The sequence below is a fragment of the Streptomyces curacoi genome, from assembly GCF_001513975.1.
In the GTDB taxonomy this organism is placed as follows: Bacteria; Actinomycetota; Actinomycetes; order Streptomycetales; family Streptomycetaceae; genus Streptomyces; species Streptomyces curacoi.
This window is the reverse complement of sequence record NZ_KQ947999.1, coordinates 89,907-113,912: the sequence shown is the minus strand read 5'-3', so window position 1 is coordinate 113,912 and position 24,006 is coordinate 89,907. Positions and strand designations below refer to the sequence as shown.

Here is a 24,006-nt window from a genome sequence, read left to right as displayed (position 1 = left end):
GCATGAGTTGGTGTGTCAGCCCATGTGCGGGTAGGTGTAGTCGGTCGGCGCGACCAGCGTCTCCTTGATGGCGCGGGTCAGCGTCCAGCGCATCAGGTTCTGCGGGGCGCCGGCCTTGTCGTTGGTGCCGGAGGCCCGGCCGCCGCCGAAGGGCTGCTGGCCGACGACGGCGCCGGTCGACTTGTCGTTGATGTAGAAGTTGCCGGCCGCGTAGCGCAGCTTCTCCATCGTGTACGCCGCCGCCGCGCGGTCGCCCGCGATGACCGAGCCGGTGAGCGCGTAGGCGGACCCCGACTCCATCTGGTCGAGCATCTCCTCGTACTTGTCGTCCTCGTAGACGTGCACGGCGAGGATCGGGCCGAAGTACTCGGTGGTGAAGACCTCGTTCTCCGGGTCGGTGCACTCGATGACGGTCGGACGGACGAAGTAGCCGACCGAGTCGTCGTAGGAGCCGCCCGCGACGATCGTGCAGGACGGGTCGGACTTCGCGCGGTCGATCGCGGCCTTGCTCTTGGCGAAGGCACGCTCGTCGATGACGGCGCCGATGAAGTTGGACAGGTCGGTGACGTCACCCATGGTGATGTAGTCGACCTCGGCGGCGAACTCCTCCTTGAAGCCGGAGTTCCAGATCGACGCCGGGATGTACGCCCGGGAGGTCGCCGAGCACTTCTGGCCCTGGTACTCGAAGGCGCCACGGGTCAGCGCGGTCTTCAGCACCGCCGCGTCGGCGCTCGGGTGGGCGACGACGAAGTCCTTGCCGCCGGTCTCACCGACGATGCGCGGGTAGGAGCGGTACTTCTCGATGTTGTTGCCGACCGTCTTCCACAGGTACTGGAAGGTCTTGGTCGAGCCGGTGAAGTGGATGCCGGCGAGGTCACGGTGCTCAAGAGCCACCTTGGAGACCTCGATGCCGTCGCCGGTGACGAGGTTGATGACGCCCTTGGGCAGCCCGGCCTCCTCAAGGAGCTGCATGAGCAGCACGGCGGCGTGGGTCTGGGTCGGGGACGGCTTCCAGACGACGACGTTGCCCATGAGAGCGGGGGCCGTCGGCAGGTTGCCCGCGATCGCCGTGAAGTTGAACGGCGTGATCGCGTAGACGAAGCCCTCCAGCGGGCGGTGGTCGAGACGGTTCCACACACCCGGGGAGTTGGCCGGCGGCTGCTCGGCGAGCAGGTCACGGGCGTACTTGACGTTGAACCGCCAGAAGTCGACGAGCTCGCAGGGCGTGTCGATCTCGGCCTGCTGGGCAGTCTTCGACTGGCCGAGCATGGTGGAGGCGGCCAGCGTCTCGCGCCACGGACCGGCCAGCAGCTCGGCGGCGCGCAGGATGATCGCCGCGCGGTCGTCGAAGGACATCGCACGCCAGGCCGGCGCGGCGGCGAGAGCCGCGTCGATGGCGTCCTGGGCGTCCTGCTGGGTGGCGTGGCGGAAGGTGCCGAGGACGGCCTTGTGGTTGTGCGGCTGCACGACCTGGAACTCCGCACCACCGCCCATCCGCTTCTCGCCGCCGATGGTGCACGGCAGGTCGATCGGGTTCTCGGCCAGCTCCTTGAGCTTGGCCTCCAGCCGGGCGCGCTCGGGCGAGCCGGGGGCGTAGCCGTGCACCGGCTCGTTGACGGGGGTGGGGACCTGGGTCACAGCGTCCATGGGTTCCGTAACTCCTTGACTTGAGCGGGTGTTTCGGGCTCAGCCCTTGCTGACCATCGAGCGCAGGAAGAAGCGCAGGTTCGCCGGCTTCTCCGCGAGGCGCCTCATGAAGTAGCCGTACCAGTCGGTCCCGTAGGCGGTGTAGACGCGCATACGGTGGCCCTCGGCGGCGAGCCGCAGGTGCTCGTCGCTGCGGATGCCGTACAGCATCTGGAACTCGTACTCGTCGTGCTTGCGCCCGGCGCGCCGCGCGAGTTCCTGCGCGATGGCGATCAGGCGCGGGTCGTGGGACCCGATCATCGGGTACCCCTCGCCCTCCATCAGCACCTTGAGGATGCGGACGTAGGCCTTGTCGATCTCGTGTTTCTGCTGGTACGCGACCTCGGCGGGCTCCTTGTACGCGCCCTTGACCAGGCGCACCCGGCTGCCGTTCGCGGCGAGCCGGCGGGCGTCGGCCTCGGTGCGGAAGAGGTAGGACTGGATCACACAGCCGGTCTGCGGGAAGTCCTTCCGCAGCTCCTCGTGGATGGCGAACATCGAGTCGAGGGTGGTGTGGTCCTCCGCGTCGAGCGTGACCGTCGTGCCGATCGCGGCGGCGGCCTCGACGACCGGGCGGACGTTCTTCAGCGCCAGCTCGTGCCCGTCCTCCAGCGCCTGCCCGAACATGGACAGCTTGACCGACATCTCGACCCGGTCGCCGAGTTCCAGCTCCTTGATCCGGTCGATCAGCCGCAGATAGGCGTCCCGGGCGGCCTCGGCCTGCTCCGGGCGGGTGATGTCCTCGCCGACGACGTCCATCGTCAGCTCCAGCCCCTTGGCCGTCAGGTCCTGGATGATCGGCACGATCTCGTCGACCGTCTCGCCCGGGATGAAGCGGTCGACGACCTGCTTGGTCACCGGGGCCGCCGAGATCAGGCGTCGCATCCGGTCGCTGCGCGACGCGGCAAGAATCACGGGACCCAGCACGGGGCACCTCCACAAACCAGCAGATAGAACCACCGTGAAACCTAAGGATCCCTCCGATCGTCGGCCATCGACAGCTGTCACGCATCCGTGCCGCAGATCTCAGACAGATGTATGACGGCCCTGCGGTTATGCGGGAGAATGCCCGGGTGACTGCCGATTACAAAGGCGACTACCAGGAGCTGGTCGACGAGATCTCGGAGCTCCTCGGCGCCCCCGCGACCCTGGAGAACCGGGACTTCGAGCTGATCGCCTTCGGCGCGTACGACAGCGAGGGCGAGCTCGACGCGTCGGCGCTGGACCCTGTCCGCACCCGCTCGATCCTGACGCGCCGCTCGACGGCGGCCGTCCGGCGCTGGTTCGAGGGGTTCGGCATCACCCAGGCGACGGGCCCCGTGCGCATTCCGCCGACTCCGGAGGCGGGGGTGTACCGCGGCCGGATCTGCCTCCCCGTACGCCACCGGGGTGTCGTCCTCGGTTACGTCTGGCTCCTCGACGACGATCCGGGTCCCACGGACCAGCAGCTGACGGCGGCGATGCAGGTGACCGCCCGCATCGGCGCCCTGCTCGCGGACGAGGCGCAGCACGGGGCGGATCTGAGCCGGGAGCTGCGGGCGGTGCTGACCGCCGAGCGCGGCTGGCAGGGGGACATGGCGGTCGCCGAACTGCGCACGGCCCTGGGCTCACGTGCGGACGGCGTCCATACGGTGGTCTGCGTGGCCCCCTGGCCCACGGCCGACCCCGACGACGCCCCGTCCGTGCGGGCGGTGCCGCACGCCACCGCTCTGTGCACTCTCCCGTGGGGCGCGACAGGGCAGAGCCTCGCGGTGCTCGTACGGCTGCGCTCCCCGGAGGTGCGTACGGCGGCGCTGGCAGCGGCGTCCCGGCTGCTGAAGGAAGTCCCGGCCCAGGCGCCGTCCCGGCAGCCCGCCCGGGACGGCGCACCGGTGGCGGCCGGCCTCGGCGAACCGCGCACCGGCCTCGCCGATCTGGGCACCGTCTGGCGGGAGGCGTCGGCCGCGGCCCGCGCGGCGCTGGCGGAACCGCGGCTGGGGCCGGTGGCCGAGTGGTCGCGCATCGGGCCGTACCGCCTGCTGACCTCGCTCTCCCCTCAGACGGCCCGCGACCCCGCGGTGGCCCCGCTCCTCTCCCCCGTCCACCGCGAACTCGCCCGCACCGCCGAGGTCTACCTGGACTGCGCCGGCCAGGCCGGCCGCACGGCCGCCGAGCTGGGCATCCACCGCCAGACCCTGTACTACCGCCTCTCCCGCGTCGAACAGCTCACGGGTCTGGACCTGGACGACGGCGAGGACCGGCTGCTGCTGCACATGGCGTTGAAGGGCGCGCGGCTGTAGCCCCTGTAGAACCACCCGGCTCCGCCGCCTGCCGCTCGGGGCCACCCCAATGCAATTGTTGGAAATGATTGTCATCATGCTACGGTCGGTGCAACCGCTCTCTTGACTGCCTCTTTACCCGGAGGGTCCCGTGCGCCTGCCCGCCCGCCGCCTGCTCCCCGCCACCGCCCTCACCGCGGCCTCCGCACTGCTCACCGGCTGCTTCGCCGGCGCGGAGTCGTCCGCGGACGCGGGGGCGGACGGCAAGCGCATCCGTGTCGCGATGATGCAGCCCCCGCGCTCCGGGCTGTCCCCGCTCTCGGACGACGCGTTCAAGCTGTCCCGCTGGTCGGCCGCCGAGACCCTGGTGAAGCTCGACAAGGAAGGCGACGCCCAGCCCGCGCTCGCCACGAAGTGGCGGCAGTCCGGGCGCAGCTGGACCTTCGAGATACGCCCCGGCGTCACCTTCCACGACGGCACCGAGCTCACCGCCGAGACGGTCGTCAACTCGCTCACCAGGGCGGCCACCGCCTCCCCCAAGCCCCGCATCCTCGACGGCGTGGAGCTGACCGCGAAGGCCGACGGCGACAAGGTCACCGTCACCACCGCCACCGAGGACCCCCTGGTCCCGCAGCGCCTCAGCTCGCCTCAGCTGTCGATCCTCGCGGCGAAGGCGTACCGGGGGAAGACGGTCGACCCCGTCGGCGCGGGCACCGGCCCCTTCGAGCTGACGAAGGTCAACGGCACCGCCTCCGCGAGCCTGGACCGCTACGAGGACTACTGGGGCGAGAAGGCCAAGGCCCCCGGCATCGATGTGAAGTTCGTGCCGGACGGCACGGCCCGCGCCGCCGCCCTGCGCAGCGGCGAGGCCGACATCGTGGAGTCGATACCGGTCTCCCAGGCCGCGGTCCTCGACCAGGACCTGATCACCGAGGTGCCGATGCCGCGCACCAACACCCTGTACCTGAACACCGGCAAGGGCGCCTTCAAGGACGCCTCGCTGCGGGCGGCGGCCCGCGAGGCGATCGACGCCGAGGCGATCGTGAAGGGCGTGTACGAGGGGCGGGCGGACGTCGCCGAGGGGCTGCTGGGCCCGGCGCTGCCGTGGGCGGCCGAGCTGCGGGGGCCCGTCACACGGGCCGCCGAGGCCGGCAAGCCGAACGGCGAGGCGATCACCATCGGTACGTACACCGACCGGTCCGAGATGCCCGAGGTCGCGGCCACGCTGCAGCAGCAGCTCCAGAAGGCCGGGTTCAAGGTGAAGCTCGACGTGCGCGAGTACACCAACATCGAGTCCGACGCCCTGTCGGGCAGGTTCGACGCGTTCGTCCTCTCCCGGGCCACCGTCCTCGACTCCGGCGACCCGGCCGCCTATCTCTACAGCGACTTCGCCACCGACGGCACCTTCAACCTGTCGCAGTTCGCCGACAAGGGTGTCGACAAGGCCCTGAAGAAGGCCTCCGAGACCAAGGTCGGCGACGCCCGCCGCAAGGCGATCATCGAGGCCGAGGCCGCCGTGCTCACCCAGGACGCGGCGGTGCCGATGCTCCACGAGCGGGTGATCCAGGGCGACGCCGCCGGAGTCGTGGACGCGGCCCACGACCCGCGTGAGCGTGAGCTCGTCACGGTGGACACGTACGTCAAGTGAAGGCCACGGTAAGGAAGCTGGTCGGCCCCGCCGGGCTGACCCGCTTCGTCTGTCTGGTCGCCGTCCTGGCCACCGTCGGCCTGCTGCCCTGGCTCTCGCACCGGGACCCGGCGCTCACCGTGCTGCGCGCCCGGTCGGCCGAGCAGGAGGCGACCGACGAGGCCCTCTCCGCGATCCGCGAGGACCTCGGTCTCCACGACGGTCCCCTCTCCCTGCTGGGCGGTTGGGCCGCGGACCTGCTGCGCGGCGATTTCGGCACCTCCTGGGTGTCGGGGTACGACGTCCTGCCGTCCGTCCTCGCCGGGCTCCAGGTGTCCTTGGGCCTGATGGGGGCGGCCCTCGGGGTGGCGGTCGTGCTGGCCGCCGCGCTGGTGGCGCCGGTGCTGGTGCGAGGACGCGGGTCGGCCGGGGCGTTCGCCGCCATGCTGGCCGCCGTACCCGAGTTCCTGCTGGCCACCGTCGCGCTGCTGGTGTGCGGGGTGTGGCTGGGGTGGCTGCCGACGGCGGGCTGGGCCGGTCCCGAGTATCTGGTGCTGCCCGCGATCGCCCTGGGCGTTCCGGCGGGCGGTCTGCTCGGCCGGCTGGTCGCGGACGCGCTGCCCGCCGTGCTCGACGAGCGGTGGGTGGAGCTGTGGCGGGGCGCCGGGGTGAGCCGGGCGCGGATCGCGGGGGCGGCTCTGCGGCGCGTGCTGCCGCCGCTGGTACCGCAGTTCGGGATGGCGGCCGTCGGCCTGACCGGTGGCGCGGTCGCGGTGGAGATGGTGTTCGCGGTGCCCGGCATCGGCCGTACGGCGCTCGGCGCGGCCAAGTCGCAGGACCTGCCGTTGCTCCAGGGCTCGGTCCTGGCGTTGCTGCTGCTCGGTCTGGTCGCCGGCGCGCTCGCGGCGCTCACCCGGCGACGGCTGCTGGGCCCCGCCCTGCGTGACGCCGGTCTGACGCTGCCGCCGGCACGCCCGGTGCGTACACACCCGGCGATCCCGTTGACCCTGTTCACAGTCCTCGCCGTGACCATCGGCTGGGGCCTGCTGCGCGACCCGTACACCTTGAACACGGCCGCCCGCCTCGCCGCCCCCTCCTGGGCGCACCCGCTCGGCACCGACGCCCTCGGCCGCGATGTGCTCGCCCGGCTCGGCCACGGCGCCGCCTCGACGGTCGGCACGGCCGCCGCGATCTGTGCGCTGAGCCTGCTGGTCGCGCTCGCGCTGGGCTTCCTGCCCGGCATCGCGGCGGGCGCGGCGGACATAGCCAACGCGCTGCCGCCGGTGATCGTCGGCATCCTGGTCGCGGCGGCGGCCGGTCCCGGCACCGGCGGTGCGGCCCTCGCCGTCGCGCTGATCTCCTGGCCGGCGCTGTCCGCACACGCGGCCGCGCTGGTACAGGAGGTGCGGGCGTCGGCCTTCCTGACCGCTCAACGGGCCATGGGCGCGACCCCGTGGTGGATCCTCACCCGGCACGTCCTGCCGTCCGTCGCCGCCCCGGTCGCCCGCCACGCGCTGCTGCGCCTGCCGGGCATCGCCCTCGCCCTGGCCTCCCTGGGCTTCCTGGGCCTGGGCGCCCAGCCGCCCGCCCCCGAGTGGGGCCTGCTGCTCGACGAGTCCCGCGCCTACGTCGAACGCGCGCCCTGGGCGGCCCTCGCCCCGGCGGTGGCGCTGGCCCTGCTGGCGGGTCTGGCGGTGTCGGGCGCGGCGGCCGTACAGGGCAGGCGCCCGCGCAGGACCACCGCCGGACCGCGGGGCACGCTCGGCGCGCGTGCCGTACGAAAGGAGACCCCCGTTGGAGCCTGAGAAGCGCTCCGAGGCGCTGCTGTCGGTGCGCGAGCTGCGGATCGCCTTCGACGGGGTCGAGACCGTACGCGGTCTGTCCTTCGACGTCCGACCGCGCGAAGTCCTCGCGATCGTCGGCGAGTCGGGCGCGGGCAAGTCCCTCACGGCCCGCGCGCTGCTGGGGATGCTGCCCCGGGACGCGACGACGAGCGGAACGATCCGGCCGGACCTGGCGGCCCACCGCGGCCGCCGTATCTCGCTCGTTCCGCAGGACGCCCTGTCCGCGCTCTCCCCCGTGCACCCCGTCGGCGACCAACTCGCCGCCGCCGTACGGTCGGTGTCCGGCGTCTCCCGCAAGGAAGCCAGGGCCCGGGCGGTCGCCGCGCTCGACCGGGTCGGCATCCCGGACGCCGCCCGCAAGGCACGGGCGTATCCGCACGAGTACTCCGGCGGCATGCGCCAGCGCGCCGTCATCGCCATGGCCACGATCAACGAGCCCGACGTGGTCGTGGCCGACGAGCCCACCACCGCCCTGGACGAGGAGCGCCGCGACCAGGTGCTGCGGGTGCTCGCCGAGCAGCGGGAGGCGGTCGGGGCCGCGCTCGTCCTCGTCACGCACGACATGGACGCCGTACGTGAGCACGCGGACCGCGTGCTGGTCATGTACGCCGGACACCTCACCGAACTCGGCCCGGCGGACGAGGTGCTGGGCCGCCCCCGAGCCCCCTACACGGCGGGCCTGCTGGCCTCCCTCCCCCAGCACGCGCCCCCGGGCCGCCGCCTGCCCGCCCTGCGCGGCACCCCGCCCGCCCCGGGCGCCCTCCCGCCGGGCTGCGCCTTCGCCCCGCGCTGCCCGCTCGCGGCGGACGTCTGCCGTGCGGCGGAGCCGGAACCGCAGCAGGTGGAAGGACGTCTGGTGGCCTGCCACCGCTGGGCCGAACTCCCTCACCCGGCGACGGAGTTGTTCCAGGAACAGACAGCGGAAGAGGGAGAGGAGCGGCAACCCGCATGAGTGACGCCCTGCTTGAGGTCCGCGACCTCGTGGTCCGCTACGGCGAGGTCACCGCCGTCGACCGTGTCTCGTTCAGCCTGGCCGCCGGTGAGACCCTCGCCCTCGACGGCCCGTCCGGCTGCGGCAAGTCCTCCACCGCCCTGGCGGTCCTCCAGCTGCGCCGCCCGAGCTCCGGCGAAGTCGTCTTCGAGGGCCGGGAGTTGACGGCCCTGCCCGAGCGCGAGCTGCGCCCGCTCCGCCCGCGCATGCAGCCCGTCTTCCAGGACCCGTACGGCTCCCTCAGCCCCCGCCACCGCATCCGCGACGCGGTGGCCGAACCACTGAAGGTGCAGGGCCGCTGGAGCAGCACCGAGGGCCCCGCCCGCGTCGCCGAACTCCTCGACCGGGTCGGCCTGGACCCGTCGTACGGCGACCGCCACCCGCACGAACTCTCCGGCGGCCAGTGCCAACGCGCCGGAATCGCCCGCGCGTTGGCCTCCGAGCCCCGCCTGCTGGTCCTCGACGAACCGGTCTCGTCCCTCGACCCCTCCGTCCGGGCCGGCGTACTGAACCTGCTCGCCGACCTCCAGGACGACCTCGGTCTCGGCTACCTGTTCATCTGCCATGACCGGGCGGTCGTACGGCATTTCGCGGACCGGGTGGTCGAGATGCGCGACGGGCGCGTCATTTCCGGGTAGCGGCCTCGATCACCTGGCGGAGGCCTTCGGTGAGCGCCTCGGCGTCGGGCGCGTGTTCGGGGTCGAAGTTCCACTGCGCGATGAGACCCGTCATGAGGGTCGTGTAGAACTTGCCGAGGGTGTCCAGGGTCCGGTCCGAGACGTCCTCCTCCGGTACGCCCATGAACAGCGCGACGAGAGCGCGCTCGGCGTCCCGCTGCTGCCGCGCCAGGTGATCACGCACCGCGGGCAGTTGGTCGCCCATGGCCACGATCTCGATGCTGAGGCGCCACATCGAGCCCGGCCCCCGCATGGTGCCGATGATGTTCGACCACACCTGCCGGAACCGCTCGACCGAGCCGGGCTCGGCGTCGGCGTGGCCCTCCTCGCCGTCGAAGGCCTCGGAGAGCTCCCCGACCAACGCCAGGTACGCCTCCGCCAGCAGCGCGTCCTTCGAGCCGTAGTGGTAGCCGATCGACGCGAGGTTGGTCCCCGACTCCTTGACGATGTCGCGCGCGGTCGTACGCACGAACCCCTTCGCCAGCAGGCAGCGCTTGGCGCCTTCGAGCAGATCCTCACGGTGTCCCATGCGCAGCCACCTTACCGCCCGTCCATACAACCGTCCCATACAGACGTCCTATACGCGCGTCCCATACGGCCGATCTATACAGCCGGATCTATACAGCCGTATAAGACGTGCGTACATTTGACCCGCATGACAACGAACCCAGCGAGCACCCCCACGCCCTCACCCGCCCGCGCCGGCCGCCGCGAATGGACCGCCCTCGGCGTGCTGATGCTGCCGCTGCTGCTGGTCTCGATGGACGTCTCGGTCCTCTACTTCGCGATTCCGGCGATCAGCGCGGACCTGGAGCCGAGCGGCACCCAGCAGCTGTGGATCTTCGACATCTACGCCTTCGTGCTGGCCGGCCTGCTGATGACGATGGGCTCGCTCGGGGACCGCATCGGCCACCGCCGCCTCCTGCTCATCGGCGCCGCCGCCTTCGGCACCGCCTCGCTGGCGGCGGCGTACGCGGACAGCGCCGAGACCCTGATCGCGGCCCGCGCGGTCCTCGGCATCGGCGGCGCGACGCTGATGCCGTCGACGATGGCCCTGACCCGCACGATGTTCACCGACCCCGCGCAACGCGCGAAGGCGATCGGCCTGTGGTCCGGCGTGATGACGGCCGGGATCGCGCTCGGCTCGGTGATGAGCGGCATGCTGGTCGAGTACTTCTGGTGGGGCTCGGTCTTCCTGGTCAACCTGCCCGCGATGGCTCTGCTGCTGGTCCTCGGCTCGCTGCTGCTCCCCGAGTCGAAGAACCCCGAGCCCGGCCGCTTCGACTGGCTGAGCGTGCCGCTGTCCATGGCCGCGGTGCTCCCCGTGATCTACGGCCTGAAGGAGATCCCGTCCGAGGGCTGGAACGTCCGCTACGTCGTCTCCATCACCGTCGGCCTGCTCTTCGCGGCCCTCTTCGTCCACCGCCAGCGCACGGCGGCGGCACCGATGATCCCCCCGGCCCTGTTCCGCGGACGGGGCTTCGCCCCCTCGGTCGCCCTGAACCTCGTCTCGGCGTTCGGCGTGATGGGTTCGGCCTACTTCACCACGCAGTACCTGCAGTCGGTGCTCGACAAGAGCGCCCTGGAGGCGGCCCTGTGGGCGCTGCTGCCGTCGGTGCCGATCGGAGTGGCGGCACCGATCGCCGCCCAGCTGGTGCAGCGGGGCGTCAACCGTGCCTACGTCGTCACGGCGGGCTTCGCGACCGCCGCGTCCGGCTTCGGGCTGCTGGCCCTCGCCGACACGGACTCGATGGTGCTGGTGCTGGTCGCGTGCGCGGTCCTCGCCGTCGGGAGCGTCGTCGTGATGTCCCAGATCACGGACCTCGCCTTGAGCACCGCCCCGGTGGAGCGCGCGGGCACCGCGTCCTCCCTGATGGAGACCGGCTCGGAGTTCGGCGGAGCGCTGGGCATGGCGGTCCTCGGCTCGATCGGCACGGCGGTCTACCGGCACGAGATCCCGGCGTCAGCACCGGAGACGGCCCAGGAGACGCTGGGCGGCGCGCTGGCGGTCGCCGACCGGGTGCCGGGCCTGGCCACTGTCGCGCGGGAGGCGTTCACCAGCGGGATGCAGGGGGCGGCGCTCGCGGGGGCGGTGACGCTGGCGGGGGCGGCGGCGCTGGCTGCGGTGACGCTGCGGCGGGTGCACGTACCGCAGTCGGCCGACGCCCCGGAACCGGACAAGGTGCCGGCATGAAAGAGCGCCGGGCGGGCCGAGGATCCTCGGTCCGCCCGGCGCTCTTCGTGAAGCGTCAGACCAGGTTCACCGCACGGGCCGACGTCGCCCCGATCTCCGAGGCGACCTCGGCCAGCACACCGGAGGGCACCGCGTCGTCGACCGTCAGCACGGCGAGCGCCTCGCCACCTGCCACCGACCGCGACACCTGCATACCGGCGATGTTGATGCCCGCCTCGCCGAGGATCCGGCCGACCGTGCCGACGACACCCGGACGGTCCTCGTACTTCAGGACGGCCATGTGGTCGGCGAGCGCCAGGTCCACGTCGTAGTCGCCGACGGCGACGATCTTCTGCAGGTGCTTCGGACCGGCCAGCGTGCCGGACACCGACACCTCCTCGCCGTTGCCGAGCGTGCCGCGCACGGTGACGACGTTGCGGTGGTCGGTCGCCTCCGAGCTGGTCGTCAGCCGCACCTCGACACCGCGCTCCTGGGCGAACAGCGGGGCGTTGACGTAGGACACCGTCTCGTCGACGACGTCCTCGAAGACACCCTTGAGGGCGGACAGCTCCAGCACCTTCACATCGTGCTGGGTGATCTCGCCGTACACCTCGACGTCGAGGCGGACCGCGACCTCACCGGCGAGCGCCGTGAAGATACGGCCGAGGCGCTCGGCGAGCGGCAGACCCGGCTTGACGTCCTCGGCGATGACACCGCCCTGGACGTTCACCGCGTCCGGCACCAGCTCACCGGCTAGGGCGAGGCGCACCGACCTGGCGACGGCGATACCGGCCTTCTCCTGCGCCTCGTCGGTGGAGGCACCGAGGTGCGGGGTGGCGACGACCTGGTCGAACTCGAACAGCGGGGAGTCCGTGCAGGGCTCCTTCGCGTACACGTCGAGACCGGCACCGGCGACCCGGCCCTCCTTGAGGGCGGAGTACAGCGCCTCCTCGTCGACGATCCCGCCGCGCGCGGCGTTGACGATGCGCACGCTCGGCTTCACCTTGCGCAGCGCCTCGTCGCCGATGAGGCCGAGCGTCTCGGGGGTCTTGGGCAGGTGGACGGTGATGAAGTCGGAGACCTCCAGCAGCTCGTCCAGCGACAGCACCTTGACGCCCATCTGCGCGGCCCGCGCGGGCTGCACGTAGGGGTCGTAGGCGACGACCTTCATGCCGAAGGCGGACATGCGCTGCGCGACGAGCGCACCGATGCGGCCGAGGCCGACGACACCGAGGGTCTTCTCGGCCAGCTCCACACCCGTGTACTTGCTCCGCTTCCACTCGCCGTTCTTCAGCGCGGCGTTGGCCTGCGGGATGTTGCGGGCGGTGGCGAGGAGGAGACCGCAGGCGAGCTCGGCGGCGGTCACGATGTTCGAGGTGGGGGCGTTGACGACCATCACGCCGGCCTTGGTGGCGGCGGAGACGTCGACGTTGTCCAGGCCGACGCCGGCACGGGCGACGACCTTGAGCTTGTTCGCGGCGGCGATCGCCTCGGCGTCGACCTTGGTGGCGGAGCGGATCAAAATCGCGTCCACGTCGGCGATGGCCGGGAGCAGTTCGGCTCGGTCTGCGCCGTTGCAGTGGCGGATCTCGAAGTCGGGGCCAAGCGCGTCGACGGTGGCGGGCGACAGCTCTTCAGCGATGAGTACGACGGGTTTCGAGCTCACGTGAGTCCTCACATGTCCAATGCGGACGGCCGTCCCGACGGCCGCAGGCGGTGGAGGGGTGCTAGCCGCGTGGAAGACGCACGACGCTGTGGGCCTGACGCGTATGTATTGCAGCAGTGTAGTGGCGCGGCGGGGGTCGTCTTGCGCCTCTGCGGAAGGATCACCCGTCCGTGGCTGGACGGGCTGGACAACACCCATTGTCCAGGTGTTACCCGCGGTTTGCCGAAGGGGCCGGAGCGTCTCGCTCCGACCCCTTGGCGCGAGGCTTACGCCTCCTCGTCGTTGACCCAGCTCATGAGCTTGCGCAGCTCCTTGCCCGTGGTCTCCAGCAGGTGCTCGGAGTCCTGGGTCTTGTACTCGTTGTACTTCTTCAGACCGCCGTGGTACTCGTCCATCCAGGCCTGGGCGAAGGTGCCGTCCTGGATCTCGGCGAGGACCTTCTTCATCTCGGCCTTGGTGGCGTCGGTGATGATCCGCGGACCGGTGACGTAGTCGCCCCACTCGGCGGTCTCGGAGATCGACCAGCGCATCTTCTCCAGGCCGCCCTCGTACATGAGGTCCACGATCAGCTTCAGCTCGTGCAGGCACTCGAAGTACGCGATCTCCGGCTGGTAGCCGGCCTCGGTCAGCGTCTCGAAACCGGCCTTCACCAGGGCGGCGGTGCCACCGCAGAGGACGGCCTGCTCACCGAACAGGTCGGTCTCGGTCTCCTCGGTGAAGGTCGTCTTGATGACGCCGGCGCGGGCGCCGCCGATGCCCGCGGCGTACGACAGGGCCAGCGCGAAGGCGTTGCCGGAGGCGTCCTGCTCGACGGCGGCGATGCACGGAACGCCGCGGCCCTCCTCGTACTGACGGCGCACCAGGTGGCCCGGGCCCTTCGGGGCGACCATGCAGACGTCCACGCCGGCCGGGGGCTTGATGAAGCCGAAGCGGATGTTGAAGCCGTGGCCGAAGAACAGGGCGTCGCCGTCGTTCAGGTTCGGGGCGATGTGCTCCTCGTAGACCTGCGCCTGGATCGGGTCCGGCACCAGGATCATGATGACGTCGGCCTCGGCGGCGGCCTCCGACGGCGTCACCACGCGCAGGCCCTGCTCCTCGGCCTTCGCCTTGGACTTGGAGCCCTCGTGCAGACCGACACGCACGTCGACACCCGAGTCACGGAGCGACAGCGCGTGGGCGTGGCCCTGGCTGCCGTAACCGATGACCGCGACCTTGCGGCCCTGGATGATGGACAGGTCGGCGTCGGCGTCGTAGAACAGCTCGGCCACTTTGGGTTCTCTCCTTGAGTGCAGGTGTTGCGTCCCACCGTATGACGGCGGGGGGAAGGGAAGTCTGGGGGTCTCGCTATACGGGCGGAATCCGGGCGGCCGGTATCACCCGACCGCCCGAACGCGTCCCTAGGCCGACCGGTCGAGGGCGCGCAGCGACCGGTCCGTGATCGAACGCGCACCGCGCCCGATCGCGATCGTGCCGGACTGGACGAGCTCCTTGATGCCGAACGGCTCCAGCATCTTCAGCATGGCCTCCAGCTTGTCGCTGGAGCCGGTGGCCTCGATGGTGACGGCCTCCGGGGAGACGTCGACGGTCTTGGCGCGGAACAGCTGGACGATCTCGACGATCTGGGAGCGGGTCTCGTTGTCGGCGCGCACCTTCACCAGGACGAGTTCGCGCTGAACGGCCGAACCCGGCTCCAGCTCGACGATCTTGAGCACATTGACGAGCTTGTTGAGCTGCTTGGTCACCTGCTCCAGCGGCAGGTCCTCGACGTTCACCACGATGGTGATGCGGGAGATGTCGGGGTGCTCGGTGACACCGACCGCGAGCGAGTCGATGTTGAAGCCGCGGCGGGAGAACAGGGCGGCGATCCGGGCGAGGATGCCCGGCGTGTTCTCCACCAGGACGGAGAGCGTGTGCTTGGACATGGTCTTTTTGCGTCTCTCTCGCTCAGTCGTCTTCGTTGTCGCCGAAGTCGGGGCGGACGTCCCGGGCGGCCATGATCTCGTCGTTGGAGGTGCCGGCGGCGACCATCGGCCACACCATCGCGTCCTCGTGGACGATGAAGTCGATGACGACCGGGCGGTCGTTGATGGAGTTCGCCTCTTCGATGACCTTGTCCAGGTCGGCCGGGTCCTCGCAGCGGATCGCGTAGCAGCCCATGGCCTCCGACAGCTTCACGAAGTCGGGGACGCGGGTGCCGGCGCTGGGCTGCTTGCCGTCCGCCTCCGGACCGCTGTGCAGCACGGTGTTGGAGTAGCGCTGGTTGTAGAAGAGGGTCTGCCACTGGCGGACCATCCCGAGGGCGCCGTTGTTGATGATGGCGACCTTGATCGGGATGTTGTTCAGGGCGCAGGTGGTGAGCTCCTGGTTGGTCATCTGGAAGCAGCCGTCGCCGTCGATCGCCCAGACGGTCTTGTCCGGGGCTCCGGCCTTGGCACCCATCGCGGCCGGGACCGCGTAGCCCATCGTTCCGGCGCCGCCGGAGTTCAGCCAGGTGGCGGGCTTGTCGTACTGGATGAAGTGCGCGGCCCACATCTGGTGCTGGCCGACGCCGGCCGCGAAGACCGTGCCCTCCGGGGCGAGTTGGCCGATGCGCTCGATGACCTGCTGCGGGGACAGGGAGCCGTCCTCGGGCTGGTCGTAGCCGAGCGGGTAGGTCTCGCGCCAGCGGTTGAGGTCGTTCCACCAGGCGGTGTAGTCGCCCTTGTGGCCCTCGGCGTGCTCCTTCTGGACGGCCTGGACCAGGTCGGCGATGACCTCGCGGGCGTCCCCGACGATCGGCACGTCGGCGGCGCGGTTCTTGCCGATCTCGGCCGGGTCGATGTCGGCGTGGACGATCTTGGCGAACGGGGCGAAGCTGTCCAGCTTGCCGGTGACGCGGTCGTCGAAGCGGGCTCCGAGGGCGACGATCAGGTCGGCCTTCTGCAGCGCGGTGACGGCGGTGACCGCACCGTGCATGCCCGGCATTCCCACGTGCAGCGGGTGGCTGTCGGGGAATGCGCCGAGCGCCATCAGGGTGGTGGTGACGGGCGCTCCGGTGAGTTCCGCGAGGACCTTCAGCTCGGTGGTGGCACCGGCCTTGATGACACCGCCGCCGACGTAGAGCACGGGGCGCTTCGCGGAGGTGATGAGCTTGGCGGCCTCACGGATCTGCTTGGCGTGCGGCTTGGTGACGGGCCGGTAGCCGGGCAGGTCCATGGTGGGCGGCCAGGAGAAGGTGGTCTTCGCCTGGAGGGCGTCCTTGGCGATGTCGACCAGGACCGGGCCGGGGCGGCCGGTGGCGGCGATGTGGAACGCCTGCGCGATGATCCGCGGGATGTCCTCGGCCTTGGTGACCAGGAAGTTGTGCTTGGTGATCGGCATGGTGATGCCGACGATGTCCGCCTCCTGGAAGGCGTCCGTGCCGATCGCCTTGGACGCCACCTGGCCGGTGATCGCCACGAGCGGCACCGAGTCCATGTGGGCGTCGGCGATCGGGGTCACCAGGTTGGTCGCGCCGGGTCCGGAGGTCGCCATGCAGACGCCGACCTTGCCGGTGGCCTGCGCGTAGCCGGTGGCGGCGTGGCCGGCACCCTGCTCGTGCCGGACCAGGACGTGGCGCACCTTGGTGGAGTCCATCAGCGGGTCGTACGCCGGAAGGATCGCACCGCCCGGAATGCCGAATACCGTGTCGGCGCCGACCTCCTCGAGCGAACGGATGAGGGACTGCGCACCCGTGACGTGCTCGGGGGCGGACTGCTGTCCTCCGGATCGGGGCCGCGGCTGCGGGTGATGGGCCCCGGTGGCCTGCTCGGTCATCGGCATTCTCTTCTCGATGCTGAGGGTTTTTTGCGAGGTTTGGGCGGAGTTTCGATGCTGCACGACGGGTGCCTGTGCAACAAAAAACCCCTCGTGCCAAAAGGCAAGCGAGGGGAGCGCGCCGGGTGTGGTCGCTGGGAGTTCCGGGTCCGTCCGGACGTCACCAGCTTCAGCCGACGCGCTTTCCAAGTACGAGAATTCGGGTGCGCATGGCACTGACCCTCCCCCCGGCGCACACTCACTGTCAAGTGGGTGGGACGGGAGTCTCATTATGTGAGCGAAGGGCACTGCCGCCTCCGAGAACAGCGGGCACACCACTGGTGTACACCCCCGCGCCGCCTCCCGCGAACGCGGGCTCGGCCGGTCCGTGCGGCACCGGATAGTGGCCGGAACTGAGCGCTCTGCGCAGCCGGTACTCGTCCAGCGGCCCGGAGAAGGCCATGCCCTGCCCGTGCGTGCACCCCATCGCGCGCAGCGCCACGACCTGCTCCGGCAGGTCCACGCCGTCGGCCACGGACTGCAGCCCGAGGTCACCGGCGATCCGCAGCAGCCCACTGGTGATCTTGTGCAGCCGTGCGGACTCGACGACTCCCTCGACCAGACCGCGGTCGAGTTTGAGCACGTCGACGGGAAGCCGGCGCAGGGCCGTGATCGCCGCGTATCCGCTGCCGAAGCCGTCCAGGGCGACCCGGACGCCGACTCGGCGCAGGCCGCTCAGACGGCGCTCCAGCTCGTCCAGCGAGACCCGGGGGTCGAGGTCGGACAGCTCGATGATCAGCGACCCGGACGGCAGGCCGTGCCGGGTCAGCAGCGCCTCGATCGAGCCGAGCGGCATCGACCGGTCCAGCAGCCGACGCGCGCCCATCCGCACGGCGACGGGTACGGCGAGCCCGGTCGCGGTCCGCTCGGCGGCCTGCTCCACGGCCTCCTCCAGCATCCAGCGGCACAGCTCGGCGGTCTTGTCGCTGTCCTCGGCCACCCGCAGGAACTCGGCGGGCGTGAACAGCACCCCTTGCGAGGACCGCCAGCGCGCCTGCGCGGCGACCGATGTGATCCGGCCGTCCTCCAGACACACCACCGGCTGGTGCAGCAGAGCGAACTCGCCGTCGTGCAGCGCGGCCCGCAGGCGCGTGGCCAGCTCCGCCTTGCGTACGACGTCCTGCTGCATCTGCGGCTTGTAGAGCTCGACGCGGCCCTTGCCGCCCGCCTTGGCCCGGTACATGGCCAGGTCGGCGTTGCGCAGCAGCTCTCCCGCGCCGAGGCCCGGCTCGGCGAAGGCGACGCCGATGGAGGCGTTGACACGGACATCGTTGCCGTCGATGAGGTAGGGCTGCGACAGCGTCACCCTGAGGCGGTCGGCGAGCTCCAGGATGTGCCCTTCGCGGGCGGTGCGGTCACGGGTGTTGTCCCCGGCGATCAGGGCCGCGAACTCGTCGCCGCCGAGCCGGGACGCGGTGTCCCCGCCCCGGACCGCCTCCTGGAGTCTGCGGGCCGCCTGGACGAGCAGTTCGTCCCCGGCCTGGTGTCCGATCGTGTCGTTGACGCCCTTGAAGCCGTCGAGGTCGATGAAGAGGACGGCCGTGTTGCGCAGGGCGAGGCCCCGGTCGGTGGCGCGGCGGCCGGACAGCGCCTGCTGCACGCGCTTGGTGAACAGCGCGCGGTTGGGCAGGTCGGTGAGCGGGTCGTGCTCGGCGTTGTGCTGGAGCTGCGCCTGCAGGCGCACTCTTTCGGTCACGTCCCGGCTGTTGAAGATGAGGCCGCCGTGGTGCCGGTTGACGGTCGACTCGACGTTGAGCCAGCCGCCGTCGCCGGACCGGAAGCGGCATTCGATACGCGTGGTGGGTTCCTCCAGTGGGCTCGCGGCGAGGAAGCGGCGCACCTCGTGCACCACGCAGCCCAGGTCCTCCGGGTGGATGAGATTGGCCAGTTCCGTCCCCACCAGCTCCTCGGCGGAGCGGCCGTAGACCCCGGCGGCGGCCGGGGAGACGTACCGGAGGATGCCGTTGGGCGCGGCGATCATGATGACGTCGCTGGAGCCCTGGACCAGGGAGCGGAAGTGGTTCTCCTTCTGCGCCAGTTCCTGGGTGAGGGTGATGTTGTCGAGCAGCATGATGCCCTGGCGCACCACGAGGGCGAGCACGACGGTGCCGCCGGTGATGAGCACCACGCGGTCGACGCTGCGGCCGTTGAGCACGTTGTAGAGGATGCCCAGCGTGCAGACGGCGGCGGCGAGGTAGGGCGTGAGCGCGGCCAGGGAGCCGGCGATGGGCCGGTTGGCCGGATAGCGGCTGTGATCACCTCCCGGCGAGGGCGTGTGGTGGTGGGGGCCGGTGCGCTGTCCGGGTACGTGCTCGTGCACCACGCGCGTGTGCCCAGCCCCGTTGTGCCTCTCGGCCTCCTCCTGCCCGTGCCGGGGCGCGGCCCACGGGGCGTAGGCCAGGAGCAGCGAGCCGGCGAACCAGCCCGCGTCGAGCAACTGGCCGGAGCGGTAGCTGTTGTGCAGCAGCGGCGAGGTGAACAGCGCGTCGCACATCACGGTCAGGGCGAGCGCGCCGATCGCGGTGTTGACCGCGGTGCGGTTCGCCGAGGAGCGGCGGAAGTGCAGCGCGAGGACCATGCTCACCAACGCGATGTCGAGGAGCGGGTAGGCGAGCGAGAGCGCGGTGTGCGCCACGCTCGACCCTTCGGACTTGGCCGCCTGGGCGAGGGCGAGACTCCACGCCAGCGTCAGCAGCGAGCCGCCGATCAGCCAGGCGTCCAGCCCCAGGCAGACCCAGCCGGCCTTGGTCACCGGACGCTTGGCGAGCACCAGGAGTCCCACGATGGCGGGCGGCGCGAAGCACAGGAAGAACCCGTCGGCGTAGGAGGGGCTGGGCACGGGCCGCTCCAGGACGACCTCGTACCACCCCCAGACCAGGTTGCCGAGGGCCGCCATCGCCGAGGAGAGGGCGAACAGCAGCCAGGCGGGTCGAAACCGGATACGGCGGCTACGGGCGTAGCGGAAGCAGGACACGGCGGCGGCGCCGGCCGCGGCGGCCAGCCCGAAGTCACCCATGATCAGCGCCAGTTGGTTCGAGCCCCAGCCGAGCGCGGCACCGATGGCGTATCCCGCGCAGACCAGGACGAGAACGAGCTGGGGGACCATTCCGGATCCGCCGAAGGACGACGGACGGGGCAGCATCACCGCCGACGAACGCTGTGCCCGCAGCGCTCCGTCGAGGGTGGTCGTGGGGCGCGGTGGCGAGCTCACCGGGCCCTCCCGGTCCGCGCCGCTCGCGGGTCCCGAGGGTCCCGGTGCGCTGGACGCGCATGCCTCTTGCGGCTGCTGTGCCGGCGGTGGTGATGAGTGTGACGGCAGCCGTGGGTGCCGTGGCGGCCGCGTCTGCGCGCGGCTGTGTGCCAGGGTCGCCGCCGACGGCCCCGCCGCGTCGGATCGCTCGTCCATTGGCCGTGCATCGCCCGTCGCCCCCCTCACAAATCTGAAATGTCCATCCCCGGCGCCGAACGGTCAGCGGCGCAGCCCCTGTCGGGACGATACACCAGTCTCGTCACTCAGGGACATAGCTTCTCTACGCTCCGTGACGACCAGCGCATATGCAAGTACGGACCGCTTCCGTGAGGTTGCGGAGGGTACTCGAAGCGGATGACGAACCGGTTCCACCGCGAGCGTGCGGCACCCGCGCCACGCTCAGGTCGTGAGCGTCACACGTGCGTCGCCCCCGTCGTAAGGATCACGTTGCGCAGGGGCTCCCGGTTCACGAAACGACTCAACTGGTCCACCAGCAACCGCTTGGCCCGCGGCAGGAACGCGGACGTCGGGCCGCCCACGTGCGGGCTGACCAGCACGCCCGGCGCACGCCACAGGGGGTGTTCGCGAGGCAGCGGTTCGGGGTCGGTGACGTCCAGGGCGGCGGTGACGCGCCCCGTCTCCAGCTCGGCGAGCAGCGCCTTGGTGTCGACGACCGGTCCGCGGGCGACGTTGACCAGCAGCGCGCCGTCCTTCATCCGGGCGAGGAAGTCGGCATTGACCAGGTGGCGGGTGGTTTCGGTCAGGGGCGTGGACAGGATGACGACGTCCGCCTCCGGGAGCAGGGCGGGCAGTTCGGTGAGCGGATGCACGGGTCCGCGCGCCGTGGTGCGCTCGGAGCGCGCGACGCGCGCCACCCGCGCCAGTTCAAAGGGTTCGAGCCGGTCCTCGATGGCGGCCCCGATGGAGCCGTATCCCACGATGAGGACGCTCTTGTCGGCCAGCGCGGGCCGGAATCCGCCGAGCCACTCCCCCCTGTCCTGGGCGCGCACGAAGTCGGGGATGCCGCGCAGCGAGGCGAGGATGAGCGTGAGCGTGAGCTCGGCGGTGCTCGCCTCGTGCACCCCGCGCGCGTTGCACAGCCGCACGCCCGGCCGCAGGTGCGCAAGGCCCGGTTCCACGTGGTCGACGCCGGCGGAGAGCGTCTGCACGACCTCCACGGAGCTCATCCGCGGCAGGGGACGCTGCCCGAGCGCGGGCGGCTTCATGTAGGGGACGACGTAGAAGGCGCAGTCGGCCGGGTCGGCCGGAAAGTCCTCGGCGCCGTCCCAGAAGCGGTAGTCGGGGCCCTTGGGGAGGCCTTCGATCTCGTCGGGCGGGATGGGGAGCCACACGTCACCAGTCATGGTCAGGAGGCTATGTCAGGCGAACAGGAGTGCAGAGGTTAGGTTGGGGTGCCGGAAGAGGGAGGGTTACGGCCAGGTGGAGCGCAGGACGATCGGGGCGGCGGCGCTAGCGGTGGGAGCCGTCGGTCTGGGGTGCATGCCGATGAGCTGGGCCTACAGCTCGTCGCGGCAGCGGGGCGAGGAGTCGCTCAGGGCGGTGCACCGGGCCCTCGATCTGGGCACGACGCTGCTGGACACGGCCGACATGTACGGCCCCTTCACCAACGAGCTTTTGCTGGGGCGGGTGTTGAAGGAGCGCCGCCAGGACGCGTTCGTGTCCACCAAGGTCGGCCTGCTGGTGGGCGAACAGCACATCGTGGCCAACGGCCGCCCCGGCTATGTGAAGCGGGCCTGCGACGCCTCTCTGCGCCGCCTGCAGACGGACGTGATCGACCTCTACCAGCTGCACCGCGCGGATCCCGAAGTCCCCGTCGAGGAGACGTGGGGGGCGATGGCGGAACTCGTCCAGGCCGGAAAAGTACGGGCGTTGGGGCTGTGCGCGGTCGGCGCGCGGGGTGGCCGCCGCTTGGGCACGCGCCTGCACGACGCGACGATCCGTCAACTGCGGCGGGTACAGCAGGTCTTCCCGGTGAGCGCCGTGCAGGCGGAGCTGTCGGTGTGGTCGCCGGAGGCGCTGGAGGCGCTGCTGCCGTGGTGCGAGGCGCGCGGCGTCGGGTTCCTGGCGGCGATGCCGCTGGGCAACGGCTTCCTGACCGGCACGCTCACCCCCGGCGAGGGTTTCGAACCGGACGACGTCCGCGCCCGGCACCCGCGCTTCACCGCCGAGATGATGGCGGCGAACCAGCCGATAGTGGCCGGCCTGCGCCGGATCGCGGCCCGGCACGGGGACGGGGTCACACCCGCGCAGGTGGCGCTGGCGTGGGTGCTGGCGCAGGGGCGGCACGTGGTCGCGGTGCCCGGGACCAAGCAGGAGCGCTGGGTCAGTGAGAACGCCGGGGCGGGTGCGTTGCGGCTGACGGCGGAGGACCTGGCGGAGGTGGCGGAGCTGCCGGGGGCGCAGGGGTCCTGGGACTGACCGGCGACCCGGCGAGGCCCCTGGGCCTGATGTCCGCCGGGATCCCGCGGAAACCGGCCGGGGACCGGGTGTCGTTGATTCAAGGTTCATGGATCGGGAACCTGTGAGGCGCGAGCGGTGTAAGAAAAGTAGAACCCGCCGCGTCGAAGGGACCATGATCGTGCAACGTCGAGTTGTGACGGCCGTGCTGGCCGCGGCCGCACTCCTGCTGACCGCCGGCTGCTCCTCCGACGACGGGGGATCACCGAGCGATGGCGGAGCCGCGGCTCCGGGCAGTACGACGGCTTCCGGGGCCTCGCCCACCGGGCAGACGGCCGAGGAGACCCCGCCTGCGAAGGGCTCGGTCAAGGTGGTGCGCACGGTCGCCGAGGGCCTGAACACCCCGTGGGGCCTGGCCCCGCTGCCCGACGGCGACCTGCTCGTCTCCTCCCGGGACGAGGCCACGATCACGCGGATCGACGGGGAGACGGGCAAGAAGACCGAGCTGGGCGAGGTACCGGGGGTCTCTCCGGCGGGCGAGGGCGGCCTGATGGGCCTGGCACTGTCGCCGGACCACGCCTCGGACCACATGATCTACGCGTACTTCACCTCGGCCTCGGACAACCGCATCGTCCGCATGCTCTACGACGAGCAGAAGCCGTCCGGCCGGCAGCTGGGCGCACCCGACACCATCTTCAGGGGTATCCCGAAGGGCTTCATCCACAACGGCGGCCGGATCGCCTTCGGCCCGGACAAGATGCTCTACGCGGGCACCGGCGAGAGCGGCGACACGGGCCTGTCGCAGGACAAGGAGTCCACGGGCGGCAAGATCCTGCGCATGACGCCGGAAGGCGAACCGGCCCCCGGCAACCCCTTCCCCGACTCCCCCGTGTACTCCTACGGCCACCGGAACGTCCAGGGCCTGGCCTGGGACTCCAAACAGCGCCTGTTCGCCGCGGAGTTCGGCCAGGACACCTGGGACGAGCTGAACGCGATCAAGCCGGGCGACAACTACGGCTGGCCGGAGGCCGAGGGCAAGTCCGACAACGCCGAGTACCACAATCCGCTGGCCCAGTGGGGCACCGACGATGCCTCCCCCAGCGGCATCGCCTACGCCGAGGGTTCCATCTGGATGGCCGGTCTGAAGGGCGAGCGCCTGTGGCGCATCCCGCTGAACGGCACGGAGGCCTCTGCCGACCCACAGGCCTTCCTGGAGGGCGAGTACGGCCGCCTGCGCACGGTCGTCCCGGCGGGCGGCGACAAGCTCTGGGTGGCGACGAGCAACACGGACGGGCGCGGCAGCCCGGAGGACGGGGACGACCGGATTCTGGAGGTGCGGGTGACCTGAGCTGCCCCGGCCTCACTCCTCGGTATCGCCCTCCTCCCCCGATGGTTCGGGGGCCCGCACGATGACCTTGCCGGACGCGAGATCTATCGGCCCGCGCCCGGGGTCGTTGTCCCCGACGTCCTCGCGGGTCAGTTCCAGGCGGTTCTGCTCGTCGCGGGTGTGCTTGCGGCCCGGGGCGAACAGTTCCTCGAAGGCGTTGAACACGCGACCTCCCTAGGCCGGATCCCTTACAGC

General features: G+C 71.1%; 18 protein-coding genes. 8 read left to right on the top strand and 10 right to left on the bottom strand.

The features are described 5' to 3' along the window. Positions 1-15 precede the first annotated feature (15 nt). Together pruA and AQI70_RS36015 are read right to left on the bottom strand one after the other, a co-directional pair. Complete coding sequence (gene pruA, locus AQI70_RS36020) at positions 16-1,647, bottom strand: L-glutamate gamma-semialdehyde dehydrogenase (RefSeq protein WP_062156658.1); 1,632 nt, start codon at positions 1,645-1,647, stop codon at positions 16-18. Positions 1,648-1,686: 39 nt separating this feature from the next. Further along, positions 1,687-2,613 (bottom strand): proline dehydrogenase family protein, encoded by a 927-nt coding sequence (locus tag AQI70_RS36015; protein ID WP_062156657.1) that lies wholly within the window; start codon positions 2,611-2,613, stop codon positions 1,687-1,689. A 128-nt stretch (positions 2,614-2,741) separates the two neighbouring features. Between AQI70_RS36015 and AQI70_RS36010 the strand changes: the two genes are divergently transcribed. The 5 genes from AQI70_RS36010 (at position 2,742) to AQI70_RS35990 (ending at position 9,044) form a co-directional block, all read left to right on the top strand. Further along, positions 2,742-3,965 (top strand): PucR family transcriptional regulator, encoded by a 1,224-nt coding sequence (locus AQI70_RS36010; RefSeq protein ID WP_079051621.1) that lies wholly within the window; start codon positions 2,742-2,744, stop codon positions 3,963-3,965. A 130-nt stretch (positions 3,966-4,095) separates the two neighbouring features. Continuing rightward, complete coding sequence (locus AQI70_RS36005) at positions 4,096-5,592, top strand: ABC transporter substrate-binding protein (RefSeq protein ID WP_062156655.1); 1,497 nt, start codon at positions 4,096-4,098, stop codon at positions 5,590-5,592. Beyond that, positions 5,589-7,376 (top strand): ABC transporter permease subunit, encoded by a 1,788-nt coding sequence (locus AQI70_RS36000; RefSeq protein ID WP_062156654.1) that lies wholly within the window; start codon positions 5,589-5,591, stop codon positions 7,374-7,376. The genes AQI70_RS36005 and AQI70_RS36000 overlap by 4 nt, the downstream gene beginning before the upstream one ends. Next, on the top strand, positions 7,366-8,367 hold the full coding sequence (locus AQI70_RS35995; RefSeq protein WP_062156653.1) for an ABC transporter ATP-binding protein: 1,002 nt from the start codon (positions 7,366-7,368) through the stop codon (positions 8,365-8,367). Before AQI70_RS36000 ends, AQI70_RS35995 begins: the two co-directional genes overlap by 11 nt. Continuing rightward, the gene (locus AQI70_RS35990) at positions 8,364-9,044 is read left to right on the top strand and encodes an ATP-binding cassette domain-containing protein (RefSeq protein WP_062156652.1); all 681 of its coding nucleotides are present in this window, start codon (positions 8,364-8,366) and stop codon (positions 9,042-9,044) included. The genes AQI70_RS35995 and AQI70_RS35990 overlap by 4 nt, the downstream gene beginning before the upstream one ends. Here the strand turns inward: AQI70_RS35990 and AQI70_RS35985 are convergent. Beyond that, positions 9,031-9,612 carry a TetR/AcrR family transcriptional regulator gene (locus AQI70_RS35985; RefSeq protein ID WP_062156651.1) on the bottom strand — a complete coding sequence of 194 codons (582 nt, stop codon included), beginning with the start codon at positions 9,610-9,612 and terminating at the stop codon, positions 9,031-9,033. The two genes, AQI70_RS35990 and AQI70_RS35985, sit on opposite strands and share 14 nt — an antisense overlap. 126 nt (positions 9,613-9,738) lie before the next feature. Between AQI70_RS35985 and AQI70_RS35980 the strand changes: the two genes are divergently transcribed. Then, positions 9,739-11,277: an MFS transporter gene (locus AQI70_RS35980; RefSeq protein ID WP_062156650.1), complete on the top strand. Its 1,539-nt coding sequence runs from the start codon at positions 9,739-9,741 to the stop codon at positions 11,275-11,277. Between the two features lie 55 nt (positions 11,278-11,332). Here AQI70_RS35980 and serA read toward each other — a convergent pair whose 3' ends face one another. From serA to AQI70_RS35950, 6 genes are all read right to left on the bottom strand, one after another. Next, positions 11,333-12,922 carry a phosphoglycerate dehydrogenase gene (serA, locus tag AQI70_RS35975; RefSeq protein ID WP_062156649.1) on the bottom strand — a complete coding sequence of 530 codons (1,590 nt, stop codon included), beginning with the start codon at positions 12,920-12,922 and terminating at the stop codon, positions 11,333-11,335. 266 nt (positions 12,923-13,188) lie between these two features. Beyond that, positions 13,189-14,190, bottom strand: coding sequence for a ketol-acid reductoisomerase (gene ilvC / locus AQI70_RS35970; protein ID WP_003997671.1), 1,002 nt, complete (start codon positions 14,188-14,190; stop codon positions 13,189-13,191). 129 nt (positions 14,191-14,319) lie between these two features. Beyond that, the gene (ilvN, locus tag AQI70_RS35965; protein ID WP_003997672.1) at positions 14,320-14,844 is read right to left on the bottom strand and encodes an acetolactate synthase small subunit; all 525 of its coding nucleotides are present in this window, start codon (positions 14,842-14,844) and stop codon (positions 14,320-14,322) included. 22 nt (positions 14,845-14,866) lie between these two features. Then, positions 14,867-16,723, bottom strand: coding sequence for an acetolactate synthase large subunit (locus AQI70_RS35960; protein ID WP_062156648.1), 1,857 nt, complete (start codon positions 16,721-16,723; stop codon positions 14,867-14,869). Between the two features lie 238 nt (positions 16,724-16,961). Then, the gene (locus tag AQI70_RS35955; RefSeq protein ID WP_062156647.1) at positions 16,962-19,967 is read right to left on the bottom strand and encodes a putative bifunctional diguanylate cyclase/phosphodiesterase; all 3,006 of its coding nucleotides are present in this window, start codon (positions 19,965-19,967) and stop codon (positions 16,962-16,964) included. A 452-nt stretch (positions 19,968-20,419) separates the two neighbouring features. Then, positions 20,420-21,370, bottom strand: a complete 951-nt coding sequence (locus tag AQI70_RS35950) for a 2-hydroxyacid dehydrogenase (protein ID WP_062156646.1) — start codon at positions 21,368-21,370, stop codon at positions 20,420-20,422. A gap of 76 nt (positions 21,371-21,446) precedes the next feature. Here AQI70_RS35950 and AQI70_RS35945 point away from each other — a divergent pair, with 76 nt between their 5' ends. Both AQI70_RS35945 and AQI70_RS35940 read left to right on the top strand, forming a co-directional pair. Next, the gene (locus AQI70_RS35945) at positions 21,447-22,445 is read left to right on the top strand and encodes an aldo/keto reductase (RefSeq protein ID WP_079051620.1); all 999 of its coding nucleotides are present in this window, start codon (positions 21,447-21,449) and stop codon (positions 22,443-22,445) included. 154 nt (positions 22,446-22,599) lie between these two features. Then, the gene (locus tag AQI70_RS35940; protein WP_208607509.1) at positions 22,600-23,772 is read left to right on the top strand and encodes a PQQ-dependent sugar dehydrogenase; all 1,173 of its coding nucleotides are present in this window, start codon (positions 22,600-22,602) and stop codon (positions 23,770-23,772) included. A gap of 12 nt (positions 23,773-23,784) precedes the next feature. Here the strand turns inward: AQI70_RS35940 and AQI70_RS35935 are convergent, their stop codons facing one another. Beyond that, on the bottom strand, positions 23,785-23,976 hold the full coding sequence (locus AQI70_RS35935; protein ID WP_062156643.1) for a DUF6191 domain-containing protein: 192 nt from the start codon (positions 23,974-23,976) through the stop codon (positions 23,785-23,787). Positions 23,977-24,006 lie beyond the last annotated feature (30 nt).